General features: G+C 63.3%; 14 protein-coding genes. 2 read left to right on the forward strand and 12 right to left on the reverse strand.

Going from position 1 to position 17,087, the window contains the following annotated elements:
• Positions 1-95: 95 nt before the first annotated feature.
• A complete protein-coding gene (locus NGM28_RS10780; RefSeq protein WP_252090109.1) occupies positions 96-635 on the reverse strand; it encodes a chorismate mutase in 540 nt (179 codons plus the stop codon).
• Positions 636-787: 152 nt separating this feature from the next.
• The gene (gene glnA / locus NGM28_RS10785) at positions 788-2,194 is read right to left on the reverse strand and encodes a glutamate--ammonia ligase (RefSeq protein WP_011531808.1); all 1,407 of its coding nucleotides are present in this window, start codon (positions 2,192-2,194) and stop codon (positions 788-790) included.
• A gap of 516 nt (positions 2,195-2,710) precedes the next feature.
• Here glnA and thiI point away from each other — a divergent pair.
• The gene (gene thiI, locus NGM28_RS10790; RefSeq protein ID WP_252090110.1) at positions 2,711-4,165 is read left to right on the forward strand and encodes a tRNA uracil 4-sulfurtransferase ThiI; all 1,455 of its coding nucleotides are present in this window, start codon (positions 2,711-2,713) and stop codon (positions 4,163-4,165) included.
• Positions 4,166-4,293: 128 nt separating this feature from the next.
• Complete coding sequence (typA, locus tag NGM28_RS10795; protein WP_011531810.1) at positions 4,294-6,114, forward strand: translational GTPase TypA; 1,821 nt, start codon at positions 4,294-4,296, stop codon at positions 6,112-6,114.
• 230 nt (positions 6,115-6,344) lie between these two features.
• Here the strand turns inward: typA and NGM28_RS10800 are convergent, their stop codons facing one another.
• The 10 genes from NGM28_RS10800 to NGM28_RS10845 all read right to left on the reverse strand — a co-directional run bounded on the left by NGM28_RS10800 (position 6,345) and on the right by NGM28_RS10845 (position 16,926).
• On the reverse strand, positions 6,345-8,168 hold the full coding sequence (locus NGM28_RS10800) for an alpha/beta hydrolase family protein (RefSeq protein ID WP_252090111.1): 1,824 nt from the start codon (positions 8,166-8,168) through the stop codon (positions 6,345-6,347).
• Positions 8,134-9,282: a pyrroloquinoline quinone biosynthesis protein PqqE gene (pqqE, locus tag NGM28_RS10805; RefSeq protein WP_252090112.1), complete on the reverse strand. Its 1,149-nt coding sequence runs from the start codon at positions 9,280-9,282 to the stop codon at positions 8,134-8,136. Before pqqE ends, NGM28_RS10800 begins: the two co-directional genes overlap by 35 nt.
• A complete protein-coding gene (gene pqqD, locus NGM28_RS10810; protein ID WP_011531813.1) occupies positions 9,254-9,529 on the reverse strand; it encodes a pyrroloquinoline quinone biosynthesis peptide chaperone PqqD in 276 nt (91 codons plus the stop codon). Before pqqD ends, pqqE begins: the two co-directional genes overlap by 29 nt.
• The gene (gene pqqC / locus NGM28_RS10815; RefSeq protein ID WP_240063912.1) at positions 9,526-10,281 is read right to left on the reverse strand and encodes a pyrroloquinoline-quinone synthase PqqC; all 756 of its coding nucleotides are present in this window, start codon (positions 10,279-10,281) and stop codon (positions 9,526-9,528) included. The genes pqqD and pqqC overlap by 4 nt, the downstream gene beginning before the upstream one ends.
• A 24-nt stretch (positions 10,282-10,305) precedes the next feature.
• Positions 10,306-11,217, reverse strand: coding sequence for a pyrroloquinoline quinone biosynthesis protein PqqB (gene pqqB / locus NGM28_RS10820; RefSeq protein ID WP_252090113.1), 912 nt, complete (start codon positions 11,215-11,217; stop codon positions 10,306-10,308).
• A 73-nt stretch (positions 11,218-11,290) separates the two neighbouring features.
• Positions 11,291-11,362 (reverse strand): pyrroloquinoline quinone precursor peptide PqqA, encoded by a 72-nt coding sequence (gene pqqA, locus NGM28_RS10825; protein WP_003243383.1) that lies wholly within the window; start codon positions 11,360-11,362, stop codon positions 11,291-11,293.
• Between the two features lie 147 nt (positions 11,363-11,509).
• On the reverse strand, positions 11,510-13,846 hold the full coding sequence (gene pqqF, locus NGM28_RS10830) for a pyrroloquinoline quinone biosynthesis protein PqqF (protein ID WP_252090114.1): 2,337 nt from the start codon (positions 13,844-13,846) through the stop codon (positions 11,510-11,512).
• A gap of 106 nt (positions 13,847-13,952) precedes the next feature.
• A complete protein-coding gene (locus NGM28_RS10835) occupies positions 13,953-14,750 on the reverse strand; it encodes a carbon-nitrogen hydrolase family protein (protein ID WP_252090115.1) in 798 nt (265 codons plus the stop codon).
• Between the two features lie 16 nt (positions 14,751-14,766).
• A complete protein-coding gene (locus NGM28_RS10840; RefSeq protein ID WP_240063908.1) occupies positions 14,767-16,449 on the reverse strand; it encodes a flavin monoamine oxidase family protein in 1,683 nt (560 codons plus the stop codon).
• A gap of 162 nt (positions 16,450-16,611) precedes the next feature.
• On the reverse strand, positions 16,612-16,926 hold the full coding sequence (locus NGM28_RS10845; RefSeq protein WP_252090116.1) for a helix-turn-helix domain-containing protein: 315 nt from the start codon (positions 16,924-16,926) through the stop codon (positions 16,612-16,614).
• Positions 16,927-17,087 lie beyond the last annotated feature (161 nt).

Raw genomic sequence — 17,087 nt, forward strand, 5'->3', positions numbered from 1 at the left:
CCAGAAAGCCCTGGTTTATCGATTCATGTGACCCATATTGGGGTGCATGATGGGGCGCTCGATTCTATCGTGCACCAATATGGAGCATAGAGCGGTCAAGGCGTTTTGCACAGCTGGCCGCTGGCGCGAATCAAGGCAAGGTGGCGAGCGGGGTTGTGCGTGCGCTGTTGCAGGGCGTCGGCCAGCTGAGCGGCGCAATCGCGTGGCAGGGTCTGGTCGAAGCGGGCGAGGGCGGCGAGCAGTTGGTCTTGCAGCCGGTCCAGTTCGGGGCGCACCTCCTTGCCAAGGTCCCGGCGGGCGAGGCTGGGTGCTTGCCGTGCGAGGTGCCAGCTGTCGAGCAGTTGATATTGCAGAAGTTTGTTGGCCTCGATCTGGTCGGCGAAGAACGCTGCGGCGCGCGCCGGATCAAGCTGGTGGGCAGGTGCGGCCTGGCGTGCACTGGCCAACACTTGCTCTTCGCGGGCACTGGCCTGGACCGCCTGGCGCTGGTCCCACTTGTGCAGGGCGACTGTCTCGGCGAGGTCCAGGCGCCGATCGATGGTATCGAGCAGGTGGCCGAGTTCAGGGGAGGTTGTCGCTGGGGAGGCGCAGCCGGACAAGGCGAGGCAGCAGGTCAGGGCAAGGGGGATACGCATGGCGGTCTCCTGAGGTAGATGGAGACTGGAGTCTCTGTATTGGTTCGAAGGCGGCAATAGGTTTAGTCCTATCTTGCCGTCGTGCAAATGGAAACGGCCTCCCAAGGGAGGCCGTTTCATATCGATGTCAGCGACGCCAGGCGTCGGCTACATCAAACGCTGTAGTACAGGTCGTATTCCAGCGGGTGAACGAAGGTACGGACCTTGATCTCTTCTTCCGACTTCAGCTCGATGTAGGCATCGATGAAATCGTCGGAGAACACGCCGCCCTTGGTCAGGAACGCACGGCCCTTGTCCAGCTCTTCCAGGGCTTCTTTCAGGCTGCCGCAAACCTGTGGGATCTCTTTCGCCTCTTCAGGCGGCAGGTCGTACAGGTTCTTGTCGGCGGCATCGCCTGGGTGGATCTTGTTCTGGATACCGTCCAGGCCGGCCATCAGCAGGGCGGCGAAGCACAGGTATGGGTTGGCCGCCGGGTCCGGGAAGCGCGCTTCGATGCGGCGGGCTTTCGGGCTGGAAACGTAAGGGATACGGATCGAGGCCGAACGGTTACGGGCCGAGTAGGCCAGCATCACCGGAGCTTCGAAGCCTGGCACCAGACGCTTGTAGGAGTTGGTGGCCGGGTTGGTGAAGCCGTTCAGGGCCTTGCCGTGCTTGATGATGCCGCCGATGAAGTACAGGGCGGTATCGGACAGGCCGGCATAACCTTCGCCCGAGAAGGTGTTCTTGCCGTCTTTGGAGATCGACATGTGCACGTGCATGCCCGAACCGTTGTCGCCGTACAGCGGCTTCGGCATGAAGGTGGCGGTCTTGCCGTAGGCGTCGGCCACGTTGTGCACGCAGTACTTCAGGGTCTGGACTTCGTCAGCCTTGGTGACCAGGGTGTTGAACTTCACACCGATCTCGTTCTGGCCGGCAGTCGCCACTTCGTGGTGGTGGACTTCGATGACCAGGCCCATCTCTTCCATGGCGTTGCACATGGCGGTACGGATTTCGTGGTCGTGGTCGCACGGCGGAACCGGGAAGTAGCCGCCTTTGACAGCTGGGCGGTGGCCCTTGTTGCCGCCTTCGACGTCCTGGTCGGTCATCCAGGAGCCTTGCTCGGAGTAGATCTTGAACATCGAGCCAGAGATGTCCGACTTGAACTTGACCTGGTCGAAGATGAAGAACTCAGGCTCCGGGCCGACGAAGACGGTGTCACCGATACCGGTGGTCTTCAGGTACTCTTCGGCACGCTTGGCGATGGCGCGTGGGTCGCGGTCGTAGCCCTGCATGGTGGACGGCTCGATCACGTCGCAGACCAGGATCAGGGTCGGCTCTTCGGTGAACGGGTCCAGCACGGCGGAGGCGTCATCCGGCAGCAGGATCATGTCGGAGGCTTCGATGCCTTTCCAGCCTTCGATCGACGAACCGTCGAACATCTTGCCGATTTCGAAGAAGTCGTCTTCCAGCGCATCGCGAGCCGGCATGGTGACGTGGTGCTGCTTGCCTTTGGTGTCCGTGAAACGCAGATCAATCCACTTGACGTCATGATCTTTGATGAGTTGAACCGACTTCGACATGTTGTCCTCCGGATGGTCTAGGGCGCGGTTGGCCGCAGCCCTGGAAAAAGGGTGTCGCTGGGCGCGGATAGTCGGCCAAGCTTACCTGCCTCACAAGGGAGCAAATTGCATGCCAGTGCCCAAAAATGGCGAGGCCGGGATAAAACCCGGCGTTGACGGGCATTTAGCGTAGCTGCAGGAAGCATTCGTGCACGCATTGAGGGCGCAATCAAGATCGAGCGCACCATATTGGTGCGATGCGGGGTTGGCGGCGGCTTTCTCCTGTAGGAGCCGGCTTTGCCGGCGAAAGCGACCGCATGGACAGCCCAAGACTTAACGCCCTGCATCGATCCTGGCGATCACCTTGCAGTGCCTGGGCCGGCCCTTTCGCCGGCAAAGCCGGCTCCTACAGGTGCGGTGCTTGGCTCGGGCTCGGCAAATCTAACCTTCTGTACAAAAGTTGCTCAAACCTTGAGCAATTTCCGCTATAATTCGCGCCCCTCATTTTCGGCAGGCCCTGCGCGCGCTGTTAAACCAATGAAACTTATCGTCAAAGTCTTCCCAGAGATCACCATCAAGAGCCGGCCGGTGCGCAAGCGCTTCATCCGCCAGCTCGCCAAGAACATCCGCAACGTGCTCAAGGACCTGGATCCCGAGCTCGCGGTTGATGGTGTCTGGGACAACCTCGAGGTGGTCACCCGCGTCGAGGACGAGAAGATCCAGCGTGAAATGATCGAGCGCCTCACCTGCACCCCGGGTATCACCCACTTCCTGCAGGTCGAGGAGTACCCGCTGGGCGACTTCGACGACATCGTCGCCAAGTGCAAGCACCACTTCGGCCACCTGCTGGCCGGCAAGCACTTCGCCGTGCGCTGCAAGCGCGGTGGCCACCACGACTTCACCTCGATGGACGTCGACCGTTACGTCGGCAGCCAGTTGCGCCAGCAGTGCGGTGCAGCCGGTATCGAGCTGAAGAAGCCGGAAGTGCTGGTGCGCATCGAGATCCGCGACCAGCGCCTGTACGTGATCCACAACCAGCACAATGGCATCGGCGGCTACCCGCTCGGCGCCCTGGAGCAAACGCTGGTGCTGATGTCCGGTGGCTTCGACTCCACCGTGGCGGCCTACCAGATGATGCGCCGCGGCCTGATGACCCATTTCTGCTTCTTCAACCTCGGTGGCCGTGCCCACGAACTGGGCGTGATGGAAGTGGCCCACTTCCTGTGGAAGAAGTACGGCAGCAGCCAGCGCGTGCTGTTCATCAGCGTGCCGTTCGAGGAAGTGGTCGGCGAGATTCTCAACAAGGTCGACAACAGCTACATGGGCGTCACGCTCAAGCGCATGATGCTGCGCGCGGCCGCGCGCATGGCCGACCGCCTGGAGATCGACGCCCTGGTCACCGGCGAGGCGATCTCCCAGGTCTCCAGCCAGACCCTGCCCAACCTGTCGATCATCGACTCGGCCACCGACAAGCTGGTACTGCGCCCGCTGCTGGCCAGCCACAAGCAGGACATCATCGACCAGGCCACCGAAATCGGCACTGCCGACTTCGCCAAGCACATGCCTGAGTACTGCGGCGTGATTTCGGTGAACCCGACCACCCACGCCAAGCGTCATCGCATGGAGCACGAAGAGAAGCAGTTCGAGATGGAAGTGCTGGAGCGTGCCCTGGAGCGCGCCAAGTTCATCTCCATCGACCACGTGATCGACGAGCTGGGCAAGGACATCGAGATCGAGGAAGTGGCCGAGGCGCTGCCCGGCCAGATCGTCATCGACATTCGTCACCCCGATGCCCAGGAAGACGAGCCGCTGGCACTGGACGGTATCGAAGTCCAGGCCATGCCGTTCTACGCGATCAACAGCAAGTTCAAGCACCTGGACCCTACGCGCCAGTACCTGCTGTATTGCGACAAGGGTGTGATGAGCCGTCTGCACGCACACCACCTGCTCAGTGAGGGACATGCCAATGTGCGTGTTTATCGTCCGACATAAGACGCCAGGGCTGTATGGCGGCAGCATCCGCCATCGCCCTCCCGACCGCCGGGCCCGCTGAGCCTTAAACAGTACATATTGGCCACCTACACTGGGTGGCAACCGAATCCTCTGATCGAGATACAGTTGTGATCGAAAATCTGCGTAACATCGCCATCATCGCCCACGTTGACCATGGTAAAACCACCCTGGTCGACAAACTCCTGCGCCAGTCCGGCACCCTGGAGCGTAACGAGCTCAACGACGAGCGCGTCATGGACTCCAACGACCAGGAAAAAGAGCGCGGCATTACCATCCTGGCGAAAAACACCGCCATCAACTGGAACGGCTACCACATCAACATCGTCGACACCCCCGGCCACGCCGACTTCGGTGGCGAGGTTGAGCGTGTAATGTCGATGGTCGACTCCGTGCTGCTGCTGGTCGACGCCCAGGACGGCCCGATGCCGCAAACCCGTTTCGTAACGAAGAAGGCCTTCGAAGCTGGCCTGAAGCCAATCGTCGTGATCAACAAGGTCGACCGTCCGGGCGCGCGTCCTGACTGGGTTCTGGACCAGATCTTCGACCTGTTCGACAACCTCGGCGCCACCGACGACCAGCTGGACTTCCAGGTTGTCTACGCCTCGGCCCTGAACGGCATTGCCGGCCTGGACCACACCGCCATGGCCGAAGACATGACCCCGCTGTACCAGTCGATCGTCGACAACGTGCCAGCACCAAGCGTTGACGTCGATGGCCCGTTCCAGATGCAGATCTCCGCACTGGACTACAACAGCTTCCTCGGTGTTATCGGCGTTGGCCGTATCGCCCGTGGTCGCATCAAGCCGAACACTCCGGTTGTCGCCATCGATGTCGACGGCAAGAAGCGTAACGGCCGTATCCTGAAGCTGATGGGCCACCACGGCCTGCACCGCATCGACGTCGAAGAAGCCCAGGCTGGCGACATCGTTTGCATCAGCGGTTTTGACGAACTGTTCATTTCCGACACCCTGTGCGACATGAACAACGTCGAGGCGATGAAGCCCCTGACCGTCGACGAGCCGACCGTTTCGATGACCTTCCAGGTCAACGACTCGCCGTTCTGCGGCAAGGAAGGCAAGTTCGTGACCTCCCGTAACATCAAGGAGCGTCTGGACAAAGAGCTGCTGTACAACGTTGCACTGCGCGTTGAAGAAGGCGACTCGGCTGACAAGTTCAAGGTTTCCGGCCGTGGTGAGCTGCACCTGTCGGTACTGATCGAAACCATGCGTCGTGAAGGCTTCGAAATGGCCGTTGGCCGTCCTGAAGTGATCATCCGCGAAGTGAATGGCGTCAAGCAGGAGCCGTTCGAGAACGTCACCATCGACATCCCTGAAGAGTCCCAGGGCAAGGTCATGGAAGAGATGGGCCTGCGTAAGGGCGACCTGACCAACATGGCGCCGGACGGCAAAGGTCGTGTGCGTCTGGAGTACAACGTACCGGCTCGCGGTCTGATCGGTTTCCGTAACCAGTTCCTGACCCTGACCAACGGTGCCGGCATCCTGACCTCGATCTTCGATCGCTACGACACCATGAAGCCAGGCACCATGTCCGGCCGCCTGAACGGCGTTCTGGTTTCGATCGAGACCGGCAAGGCGCTGACCTACTCGCTGGAAACCCTGCAGGCTCGCGGCAAGCTGTTCATCGAGCACGGCCAGGACATCTACAACGGTCAGATCATCGGCCTGAACAGCCGTGACAACGACCTGGGCGTGAACCCGACCAAAGGCAAGAAGCTCGACAACATGCGTGCTTCGGGCAAGGACGAAGTCATCGCCCTGGTTCCGCCGGTTCGCCACACCCTCGAGCAAGCCCTGGAATTCATCCAGGATGACGAGCTGTGCGAAGTCACGCCTAAGTCGATCCGTCTGCGCAAGAAGATCCTCGACGAAGGCGAGCGTACCCGCGCTGCCAAGAAAGCCAAGAACTGATTAGTTTCAGGCTGAACTGAAAACGCCCCCGGTCGAAAGGCCGGGGGCGTTTTTGTTTGTCTGCCCGTAGGAGCCGGCTTGCCGGCGAACACCGGCAAAGCCGGTGCCATGCATCGCGTCGCCTGGTTCGCCGGCAAGCCGGCTCCTACAGATGCGCGAACGCTTCTGCAGCAAACGCATCCCGTAGGAGCCAGCCTTGCTGGCGATGCCCGGCAAAGCCGGGCTGGTGTTTACCGGCCAAGCACCCGGCAATAGAACTTCCACTCTTCTTCCAGCGCATGCGCCAGGTTCTCTGCCTGACGGAACCCATGCCGCTCACCCGCATAGAAATGCCCCTCGGCCTTGATACCGTTGGCCTTCAGCGCCTCCAGCATGCTGCGCGTCTGCTCCGGCACCACAACAGCATCTAGTTCGCCCTGGAAGAAGATCACCGGCACCCGGATCCGTTCGGCATGCAGCAATGGCGTGCGCTGGCGATAGCGTTCGGCATCCCGCTCCGGGTCGCCGATCAGCCAGTCGAGGTAGTCGCCTTCGAACTTGTGGGTTGCCCGCCCCAGCGCCAGCGGGTCACTCACGCCATACAGGCTGGCACCCGCGCGGAACACATCATGGAAAGCCAGGGCGCACAGCGTGGTGTAGCCACCGGCGCTGCCGCCACGAATGAATGCCTGGCTGGCATCGACCAGACCTTGCCCGGCAAGATGAGCGACCGCGGCACAGGCGTCGTCCACATCGCTTTCTCCCCAGCGTAGGTGCAAGGCCTGGCGGTAGGCCCGGCCATAGCAGCTGCTGCCCCGATAATTCAGGTCGGCGACGGCAAAGCCACGCTGGGTCCAGTACTGGATACGGGTATCCAGCACCGGGTAGCAGGCCGAGGTAGGCCCGCCGTGGATGAACACCACCAGCGGTGGTGGGGTGGTGCTGTCGATGGCGGGATAGAAGAAACCATGGGCCTGGCCATCGCCGCTGTTGTAGCGGATGGGCTGGGGAAGGCTGATCGATCCGTTGGGCAGGACTTGCGCACCGCCCGCCAGAACCTGTACCTCGTGGTTACCACGGTCGATGGCAATGACCGCAGCCGGGCTGATCGGCGATGCCGCGATGGCATAGATGTGCCCATCGTCCATCGCCAGGCTGCGGAATCGGGTGTAGGCACTGGCGAAGCGTTCCATTTCACCGTCGAAGTTGCGCAGGCCCAGCTGCCCGAAGCCCTCTTCGAACCAGCTGGCCAGGTATTGCCCGGGGCCGAAGGGCAGCCAGGTGCTGGCGCCCATTTGCCAGGGGGCACCGGCATGGTCGGCGGGTGCGGAGGGCAGCGCTTGCCAGTGCCCAGCCACTTCACCCCAGGGCTGCCAGAATCCGTCTCGGTCGGAGAGGCAGTACAAGTGGCCGTCGGCATCGAAACGAGGTTGCTGCAGCGATTCGTCGAGACCGGCGATACAACGCGCCGTGCCCCAGGCGCCGCCCGTTTCTCGATCTCGACACATCAGGCGAGTCACCGTCCAAGGCTGTGCCGGGCGGTCCCATTCGACCCAGGCCAAGCGCCGGCCATCGTTGCTCAAGGTGGGGGACGCGTAGAAATCCGCGCCTTCGGCTAGGACCCTGCGTCGCCCCTCCTCGAAGGCAACCAGACGGTGCTCGACGCGTTCGGCGTGCCGTTCCTCGACAGCCAGCAGCACGCCGTCATGCCATTGCACATCGCCGTAACGGCACTGCTCGTCGTGGGTCAATACACGCGGCGTCACGCCATCCAGCGCCTGGTGGTAGACCTGTTGGTCCTTTTCGTTGACGAACACCACGGCGTCGCCAGCGAGGCAGAAGCTGCCGCCGCCATATTCATAAACCCGGCTGCGCACGCTGAACCCGTCCGGCGTCAGGCAGCGCGCCTGCTGAGCGCGCCAATACCAGATCCGACAGGCGCCATCGGCGGGGCGGAACTCGTTCCAGAACAGGCCGTGCTCGCTAACCTTGAGTTCGGCGAAGTCGGTGCCGGCGGCCACCGCCTGGGCGGCGCTGAACTCAGCCGCGGGCGATGACATGGGAGTTACGCTCATTGCGGAAGGTCATCTGTTCGATCTCCAGTGTTGCCTGCTCGGCCTCCTCGCGTGCCTTGAGGATGATGCCGTGGTCCGGTGACTTGCCGCACACCGGGTCGGCCTTGCTGGCGTCGCCGGTGAGCATGAAGGCCTGGCAGCGGCAGCCGCCGAAGTCCTTTTCCTTCTCGTCGCACGAGCGGCACGGCTCGGGCATCCATTCATAGCCGCGGAAGCGGTTGAAACCGAACGAGTCGTACCAGATGTGCCGCAGGTCGTGGTCGCGCACGTTGGGGAACTGCACCGGCAGTTGCCGCGCACCATGGCAGGGCAGCGCGGTGCCGTCCGGGGTAATGGTCAGGAACAGGCTGCCCCAGCCGTTCATGCAGGCCTTGGGGCGTTCTTCGTAGTAGTCCGGGGTGACGAAAATCAGCTTGCAAGGGCTACCTTCGGCCTTGAGCTTGGCGCGGTACTCATTGGTGATACGCTCGGCCCGCTCCAGCTGCACACGGGTCGGTAGCAAGCCCAGGCGGTTGAGGTGCGCCCAGCCGTAGAACTGGCAGGTGGCGAGCTCGACGAAGTCGGCCTCGAGCGCGATGCACAGCTCGATGATGCGGTCGATCTTGTCGATGTTGTGCCTGTGGGTGACGAAGTTCAGCACCATCGGATAGCCATGGGCTTTCACCGCCCGGGCCATCTCAAGCTTCTGCGCGAAGGCCTTCTTCGACCCGGCCAGCAGGTTGTTCACCTGCTCGTCGCTGGCCTGGAAGCTGATCTGGATATGGTCCAGCCCGGCCTGCTTGAACGCGGCAATCTTCTGCTCGGTCAGGCCGATGCCGGAGGTGATCAGGTTGGTGTAGTAACCCAGGCGCCGGGCTTCGCCGATCAGTTCGGCGAGGTCCTGGCGCACCAGCGGTTCGCCACCGGAGAAGCCGATCTGCGCAGCGCCCATCTCGCGGGCCTCGGCCATTACCTTGAACCACTGCGCGGTGGTCAGCTCCTTGCCCTGCTCGGCGAAATCCAGCGGGTTGGAGCAGTACGGGCACTGCAACGGGCAGCGGTAGGTGAGTTCGGCCAGCAGCCACAGCGGCAGGCCGACCGGCACCTCAGGCGAGGGTGATCCAGTGTTCGGCACGGGCCACCTCCATGAATTGCTCGATGTCGTCGGCGACTTCGGGCACACCGGGGAATTGCTGCTGCAGCTCATCGATGATCGCCGCGACGCTGCGCTGCCCGTCGATCAGCCCGCCGATCAGGCCGGCGCTGTCGTTGAGCTTGATCATGCCTTCGGGGTACAGCAACACATGGCCCTTCTGCGCCGGCTCGTACTGGAAGCGGTAGCCGGGGCGCCAGGCGGGCACCTGTTGACGGTCGAAACTCATAGGGCGATCCCCTTGTGCCAGACCCGCTCGTTGGTGACGCTGTGATAGGGCGGGCGGTTCAGTTCATAGGCCATGCTCATGGCGTCGAGCATGCTCCAGAGGATATCCAGCTTGAACTGCAGGATCTCCAGCATGCGCGCCTGGCCCTCGCGGGTGGTGTAGTGCGCCAGGGTGATCGCCAGGCCGTGCTCGACATCGCGACGGGCCTGGCCCAGGCGCGTGCGGAAATATTCGTAGCCGGCCGGGTCGATCCACGGGTAGTGCTGCGGCCAGCTGTCCAGGCGCGACTGGTGGATCTGCGGGGCGAACAGCTCGGTCAGCGAGCTGCTGGCGGCCTCCTGCCAGCTGGCGCGGCGGGCGAAGTTGACGTAGGCGTCGACGGCGAAGCGCACGCCGGGCAGCACCAGCTCCTGGCTGCGCAGTTGGTCCGGGTCCAGGCCCACGGCCTGGCCGAGGCGCAGCCAGGCTTCGATGCCACCGTCCTCGCCCGGGGCGCCGTCATGGTCGAGCAGGCGCTGGACCCACTCGCGGCGGACCTCGCGGTCCGGGCAGTTGGCCAGGATCGCGGCATCCTTCATGGGGATGTTCACCTGGTAGTAGAAGCGGTTGGCCACCCAGCCCTGGATCTGCTCGCGGGTGGCGCGGCCTTCATACATCGCCACGTGGTAGGGGTGGTGGATGTGGTAGAAGGCGCCCTTGGCGCGCAGGGCCTGCTCGAACTCGGCAGGTGACATTGGTGCGGTGTCATTCATCAAGCGGACTCCTGAGGCCAGCACTCACAGCTCGATGCTCATGCCATCGAAGGCGACTTCCACCCCGCGGCGAACCACTTCGGCGCGCTCGGGGGAGTCCTCATCGAGAATCGGGTTGGTGTTGTTGATATGGATGAGCACCTTGCGCTGGCGCGGGAAGCCATCCAGCACCTCAAGCATGCCGCCCGGCCCGTTCTGTGCCAGGTGGCCCATCTCGCGGCCGGTACGGGTGCCGACACCACGGCGTTGCATTTCATCATCCTCCCACAGGGTGCCGTCGACCAGCAGGCAGTCGGCGCCGCCCATCATCTCCAGCAGCTGGTCGTCGACCTGGCCTAGGCCCGGGGCATAGAACAGCTTGCCGCCGGTGCGGGTGTCTTCCACCAGCAGCCCCAGGTTGTCGCCCGGATGCGGGTCGAAACGGTGCGGCGAGTAGGGCGGTGCGGCGCTGCGCAGGGGGAAGGGGGTGAACCTGAGGTTCGGGCAGGCCTCGATGACAAAGCTGCCTTCCAGCTCGATGCGGTTCCACACCAGGCCACCGTTCCAGTGGCTGAGCATGTTGAACAGCGGGAAGCCCGTGGTCAGGTCCTGGTGGACCATGTCGGTGCACCACACCTGATGCGGGCAGCCCTCGCGCAGGCTGAGCAGGCCGGTGGTGTGGTCGATCTGGCTGTCGAGCAGGACGATGGCGTTGATGCCGGTGTCGCGCAGGGCGCGGGCCGGTTGCATCGGCGCGAATGCCTGCAACTGGGCGCGGATGTCCGGCGAGGCATTGCACAGGATCCAGTGCTCGCCGTCGTCGGACAGGGTGATGGACGACTGGGTGCGCGCGCTGGCACGCAGGCTGCCATCGCGATAACCCTTGCAGTTGGCGCAGTTGCAGTTCCACTGGGGGAACCCGCCACCGGCGGCGGAACCGAGAATCTGGATGTACATGGCGACCCTTTTCAAACCGTATCCGAAAAACGACAACGCCCCGGCAGGCCGAGGCGTCTAACCGCGCTACTGCTTAGCGGTTGGCGAAGTACATGGTCACTTCGAAGCCGATACGCAGGTCGGTGTATGCAGGTTTGGTCCACATGGGATGACTCCTTCCGGATGGGTTTTGGGTTGAACGGTGACGGCTGGATATCGCCTGCGATTGGCGATTTCATTGACCGAGATTGCGCTATCTTACAAGAAAAATTTGTACCGAAAGGTTAATTATTCGAAAAGCGCCATTGCATTCTCAGTAACAATCCAATGCTGTTGCCTGCCACTGGTCGTCGGGGGCGCAGGCATTGGCCAGGCACAGCCAACCGTGTTCGGCGGCAAGCAATTGCTGCAACAAGGCATCCAGCTGCGGCTGCTCGACAGAGAGAATAGACCGCTTCATTTCGCAAAGATCCGGATTTTGTGTCGCCATATGTGCTTGCCAGGCCCACTCGGCGACTTCTGCGTTTGGCATGGCGGCCTCGTCGAACTGCTCGGCAAGCTGTTGGCGGGCACCGATGTCGAGGTGCGCGCCATCGTTCAGCAGCGTGAGCAGGTGCCCGAGGATCTGCGCATGGCTGGCGTGAGGTGACTGCACGCCAAACAGCAGGCCGCAGTGGCCCTCTACCTGGCGAAACGCGCTGAACACCGCATACCCCAGTTGCAGCTCGACCCGCAGGCGCTGGTAGACCGGGCCCTGCAGCAAATGTGCAAGCAGGCGGCCGCAGGCTTGCAGTGCGACTGGCAGCGGGCAGAACAGCAGCAGGGCGGGCTCGCTGCCTTGAGTGGGGACCTGGCACCACTGGCGTCCGTGAACGCCCGCTGGAGGCTGCCCTTTGCCAGGCAACCCCGTGACATCCGCCAAGGCCGCGCCCAGTACGCCGAGCTGCGCGCCGTCGAAACCTACCGCCAGGCCGTGCCAGCGGGCCTGTTGCCAGAGTGCGTCGAGCAGTGACGAATCGAGGCGGCAGGATGGCTGTGCTTGTGCCTCGCCAGGCAGCAACGCATTCGGAAGTGCCTTGAGCAGCGCGCGTATCGGGATCAGCGTCGGTTGCACGGCTGCTGGCGCATGCCAGTACTTTGTGGCCGGGGCACGCATGATCCCGAGGGCTTCCTCGGCGCACCGGATCACCGCCACGGGTTGTCCGGCGACACGTAGTTGCCAGTATTCGCCGCTGGCGCCGAAAGCAAATTGCAGCGAGACCCGCTCGGCGCGCTCCTGCAGCGGTTGCAAGGCGCGCTCGAGAACTGCCTGAAAGCGCCGGCGCAGGGGCGAGGGGATGTGCCAGCGCAGGTACAGGGCAGCGAACTGTCGCGTGGATGGCAGGTTGTTGTCGATGGGCAGGCCCAGCGGCGGTTGAGCGGCGCCAGCGGCTGACGAAGCATCCAGCAAGGGTTCTGCGGGCGGCAGTTGCCAGCGGCCTGAGCGTTGGTGTGGCAAGGCCTCCAGGAGTTTACCGAACGCTGCCAGGCCCTGTTCGTCGAGCCCTTGGAACGGTTGGCCGGTACTGTCGCACCGGGCCAGGTCGAGGGCGCTGCCAGCCTGTTCGCGGCGTTGTCGCAGGTGGCTGTAGGCGTTGTTCAGCTGTTGCAGCGATTGCTGCCGGATGAAGCCCAGCCAGCCCTGCAGCAAGGCCTGCGCGGTGCATGGTGAAGCATTGGGAGACAGTTGCAACTGGATATGCCAAAGCATCTGCCCTGAGAAGGCGTACAACACCTGTGTTCGACAGCCTTGCAGCCAACCGCGTTGACGCAGCTCGGCCAGCCAGCCACCGGGGCGGCTGTCATTCAGCAGGGCCAGCAGCAAATCCAGCGCCTGCTCCGCGGCGGGTGGCAGGCCCTCGTGGGCGAAGAGCAGGTCGTGGCGCGATCCACTGGCCACGGGCGGCCGCAGGGGCCCGTCGAGCAAGGCCGGTGGTGCTTGCTGTTCGCGACGGGCTCCCGCCGCAAATACCCCACCGAATTGCCGGCCGAGTTGCTCCAGCGTGTCCAGTGATTGTGGCCCGGCCAGGCTCAGGATGATCTGCCCACCCTGGTAGAAGTGCCGATGAAAATGTTCCAGCGCTCGCTGGAAGGCGCCGTCCTGCAATGGCAGGCTGTGCCGATTGCCGGCGTGGAAGCCACCGAGGGGGTGGTGCGGCGACACGGACTGGAGCAGGGCAAACTGGTGCTGTGCTTCGGGGTTGCGCGCCCAGGCGATGAACTCGGCATGTATCACCTCGCGCTCGCGGTGCTGGCGGTCCAGGCCGAAGTCGGGCTCGGCAAGCATCTGGCACAGGCGCTCAAGCGCGCCGGCCAGGGCGCTGGGCGGCACCTCGAAGAAGAAATCGGTGGTGCGTTCGCGGGTGCTGGCATTGACCTGGCCACCCAGGCCCTGGACATGACGCATCAGGCCATCTTCCAGCGGGAAACGTGCTGTGCCGAGGAAAAACAGGTGCTCAAGGAAGTGGGCCAGGCCAGGCCATTTCGCCGGAGCATCGTGGCTGCCGGCATGCACCCGCAGTGCCGCGGCCGCACGCTTGAGGCGCGGGGCATGGCGCAGGGTCAGTTGCAGGCCGTTGGCGAGGGTGAGGTGGCGGAGGGTGTCGGGCATGCCGCCATGCTAGCGCGCCAAGGCGATGTTGTCTGTGATGGCCTGTTCGCCGGCAAGCCGGCTCCTACGTGGACCGTGGTAGGAGCCGGCTTGCCGGCGAACAGGGTCAGCCCCGGCGCCCGTGCAGTTCCTGGCGCAGGTCGGTGAGATACGGAAACGCCGCACGTCCATTCAGGACACGCTCGCGCTGCAGGTCCGCCAGCAACTGGCACTCTTCATGTCCCGCCATCGCCAGCACATCACCTTCCGGCCCGATGATGCTGCTCTGCCCGCAATACCGGATCTCGCCTTCGCTGCCGCAATAGTTGGCATACACCAGGTAGCACTGGTTCTCCTGCGCCCGCGAGCGCACGGTTACCTGGCAGACGAAATCGTAGGGCGCCATGTTCGCCGTCGGCACCAGGATCAGCTCGGCGCCCTCCAGCGCCAGGCGCCGGGCGTTCTCCGGGAACTCGATGTCGTAGCAGATCAGCATCCCGACCTTCCAGCCATCCAGCTCGACCACCGGGAAGTGGTTGGCACCCGGGCTGAACATCGAACGGTCGAGTTCACCGAACAGATGGGTCTTGCGGTAGTTGCACAGGCTGCGGCCATGGGCATCGATCAACTGCACACTGTTGTAGATCGCGCCATCCTCGGCACGCTCCGGATAGCCATAGACGATGGCGATCCGGAGCGTCTGGGCGATCTCCACCACGGTCATCGCCGATGGTCCATCGACGGCCTCGGCCAGGCGCTCTACCTGGTCCAGGCCGCCGATGTTGTAGCCGCTGAGGAACATCTCCGGGCACACCAGCAGCTGCGCGCCCTGGGCGGCAGCCTGCTGGGCCTGGTGTTGCAGGCGCTCGAGATTGCCGGGCACGTCCAGCGGGCCGGGCGTACCCTGGAACAGGGCGATGCGCATGGCACTACTCCTTCGCTCAGTCGGCCAGGGCGATCGGTCCGATCTCGTGGAACACATCGCCTGGGCCGGGGTTGTCCGGGTGGGTCTGGCCACCGAAGTGGTTCATGATACCCCACACCGCATTCAGCGAAGTCTGCACCGCGCCTTCCACCCAGGCCGGGGTCCACGACACGTCGTCGCCGGCGATGAAGATGCCGCGCTGTTCGGTTGGCATGTCCTGCTGCATGAAGTGCGCGTACATGCGCTGGTTGTAGCGGTAGTGGCCCGGCAGCGCGCCCTTGAAGGCGCCGAGGAAGTGCGGGTCGGCCTCCCACGAGATGGTGATCGGGTCGCCGATGATGTGCCCGGCGATATCGGTCTTCGGGTAGATCTTCTTCAGCGCGTCGAGGGCCAACTGCACGCGCTTTTCCGTCGGGTGCGGCAGCATCTTCAGGGCATCGCTCATCCAGGCGTAGGACAGGCAGATCACCCCCGGCTTGTCGTCGCCGTTGTCGAACAGGTAGGTGCCACGGGTCAGGCGGTCGGTGAGGGTCATGCTCATCAGGTCGCGGCCGGTTTCCGGGTCCTTGTCCTTCCAGAACGGCCGGTCGACCATCACGAACGTCTTCGACGACTGCATGTAGCGGGTGCGGTCCAGGGCCATCCACATCTTCTGCGAGAACAGCGATTCCTCGCAGTCGATCTGGGTGGTCAGCAGCCAGCTCTGGCAGGTGGTGAGCACTGCCGCGTAGTGGCGAGTGTCGCCGTAATTGTCGGTGACCGCCAGGCGGCCATCGGCGGCACGGGCGATCCGCTTGACCCCGGCACGCGGCGCGCCGCTGTGCAGGGTCTTGAGGCTGGTGCCGGCCGGCCAGTGGGCGCAGCGTTCCGGTACATGGCGCCAGATGCCTTGCGGCACCTGCTCGACACCACCCACCACCAGGTGCTGGTGGTCATCGCAGTTGGTCATCACCACGCGGAAGATTTCCAGCATCGAGTTGGGGAAGTCGGAGTCCCAACCGCCGGTGCCGAAGCCCACCTGGCCGAACACTTCGCGGTGCTGGAAGCTCAGCTTGGCGAACGAGCGCGAGGTGGCGACGAAATCGTAGAAGGTGCGGTCGTCCCACAGCGGCACCAGCTTGTTCCACAGGTCTTTCAGGCGCGGCACATCGCGGTCGCGGATGGCCTGCTGGATATCGCCGAACTGTGCGCCGCTCTCCAGGGCATCGGCCCAGGCGTCGGCCACTTCATGGAACAACTGCGGCAGGTCGGCGGATTTCTCGACGTAGTAGGTCTGGCCTTCCAGGTCGATCACCGTGCTGCCCGAGGCCGGGGTAAGCGGGTTGGGGAAGGGCTTGGTCTCAAGGCCCAGCTTGTCGACGTAGTGGTAGAACGCCGTGGACGAGACCGGGAAGCGCATGCCGCCCAGTTCGGCGACGATGCCGTCGGTGCCGTTGAAGGCCTGCGAACGCAGCCGGCCGCCCAGCTTTGAGGCTTCATACACCACCGGTTTGAGGCCCAGTTTCATCAGTTCGTAGGCCGCCACCAGCCCGGCGATGCCGCCACCGACGATCGCCACTTCCTCGCCATGCCGTTCCTTGGGGATGCTACCCAGGCCGGCCGGGTGTTCCAGCCAGTCATCGAAGGCAAAGGGGAAGTCCGGGCCGAAGATGGTGATGGGTTTCTTGCCGTCGGCGGGGTGGCGGTTTTTCTTGTTCATTGGGTGACCTTGCCAGGGAGGCTGCGCAGGGGGCGGAGCCTGAGTATAGGAAATGACTGGTGGCCATTTTATGAAGCGGGGCGGTCGTAATTAAGGTGCAGAGTGGTGTCGTTATGCAGCTTGTTTCGTCGAAATGGTCTATCTGCTTTCAATAGTGACGGGTTATCGCAGGGTAGACAGGTGCTCGACGGTTTCCGGGTATTTTTGCACCAATCGGATAAGGGCCACGGCCTGGGCGTTGGGCTTGGAGCGCCCTTGTTCCCAATTCTCCAGGGTGCGGACATTGGTGCGCAGGTAGGCGGCGAACACCGCGCGCGACATGTTGAGCTGCTGCCTGAGGTCGGTAAGCTCGTTCGGAGCCAAGGGGGTCAGCTCCTCGAAGGCGACCTTGTGCGAACGCAAGGTCAGCTTGCCGGTACGCTCCTCGGCCAGGGCGTCGAAGCCTTCGGTGAGTTCAGTGAAGATGTTGCGTGGCATGGGTTTTTCCTTGCTCTTCAAAGCAAAGGATATTGCCATCCTATACGTTAAATACGTACAGAATTACTAGGTCAAGATATTGCGCGGACAGCCCATCGGGCTGCGCTGCCGTGCAGAGAAAAGCAATCACAAGGGCAGCACAGTTCCTGTAGGAGCGGGCT

It is taken from the genome of Pseudomonas sp. MWU13-3659, assembly GCF_023757525.1.
In the GTDB taxonomy this organism is placed as follows: Bacteria; Pseudomonadota; Gammaproteobacteria; order Pseudomonadales; family Pseudomonadaceae; genus Aquipseudomonas; species Aquipseudomonas entomophila_E.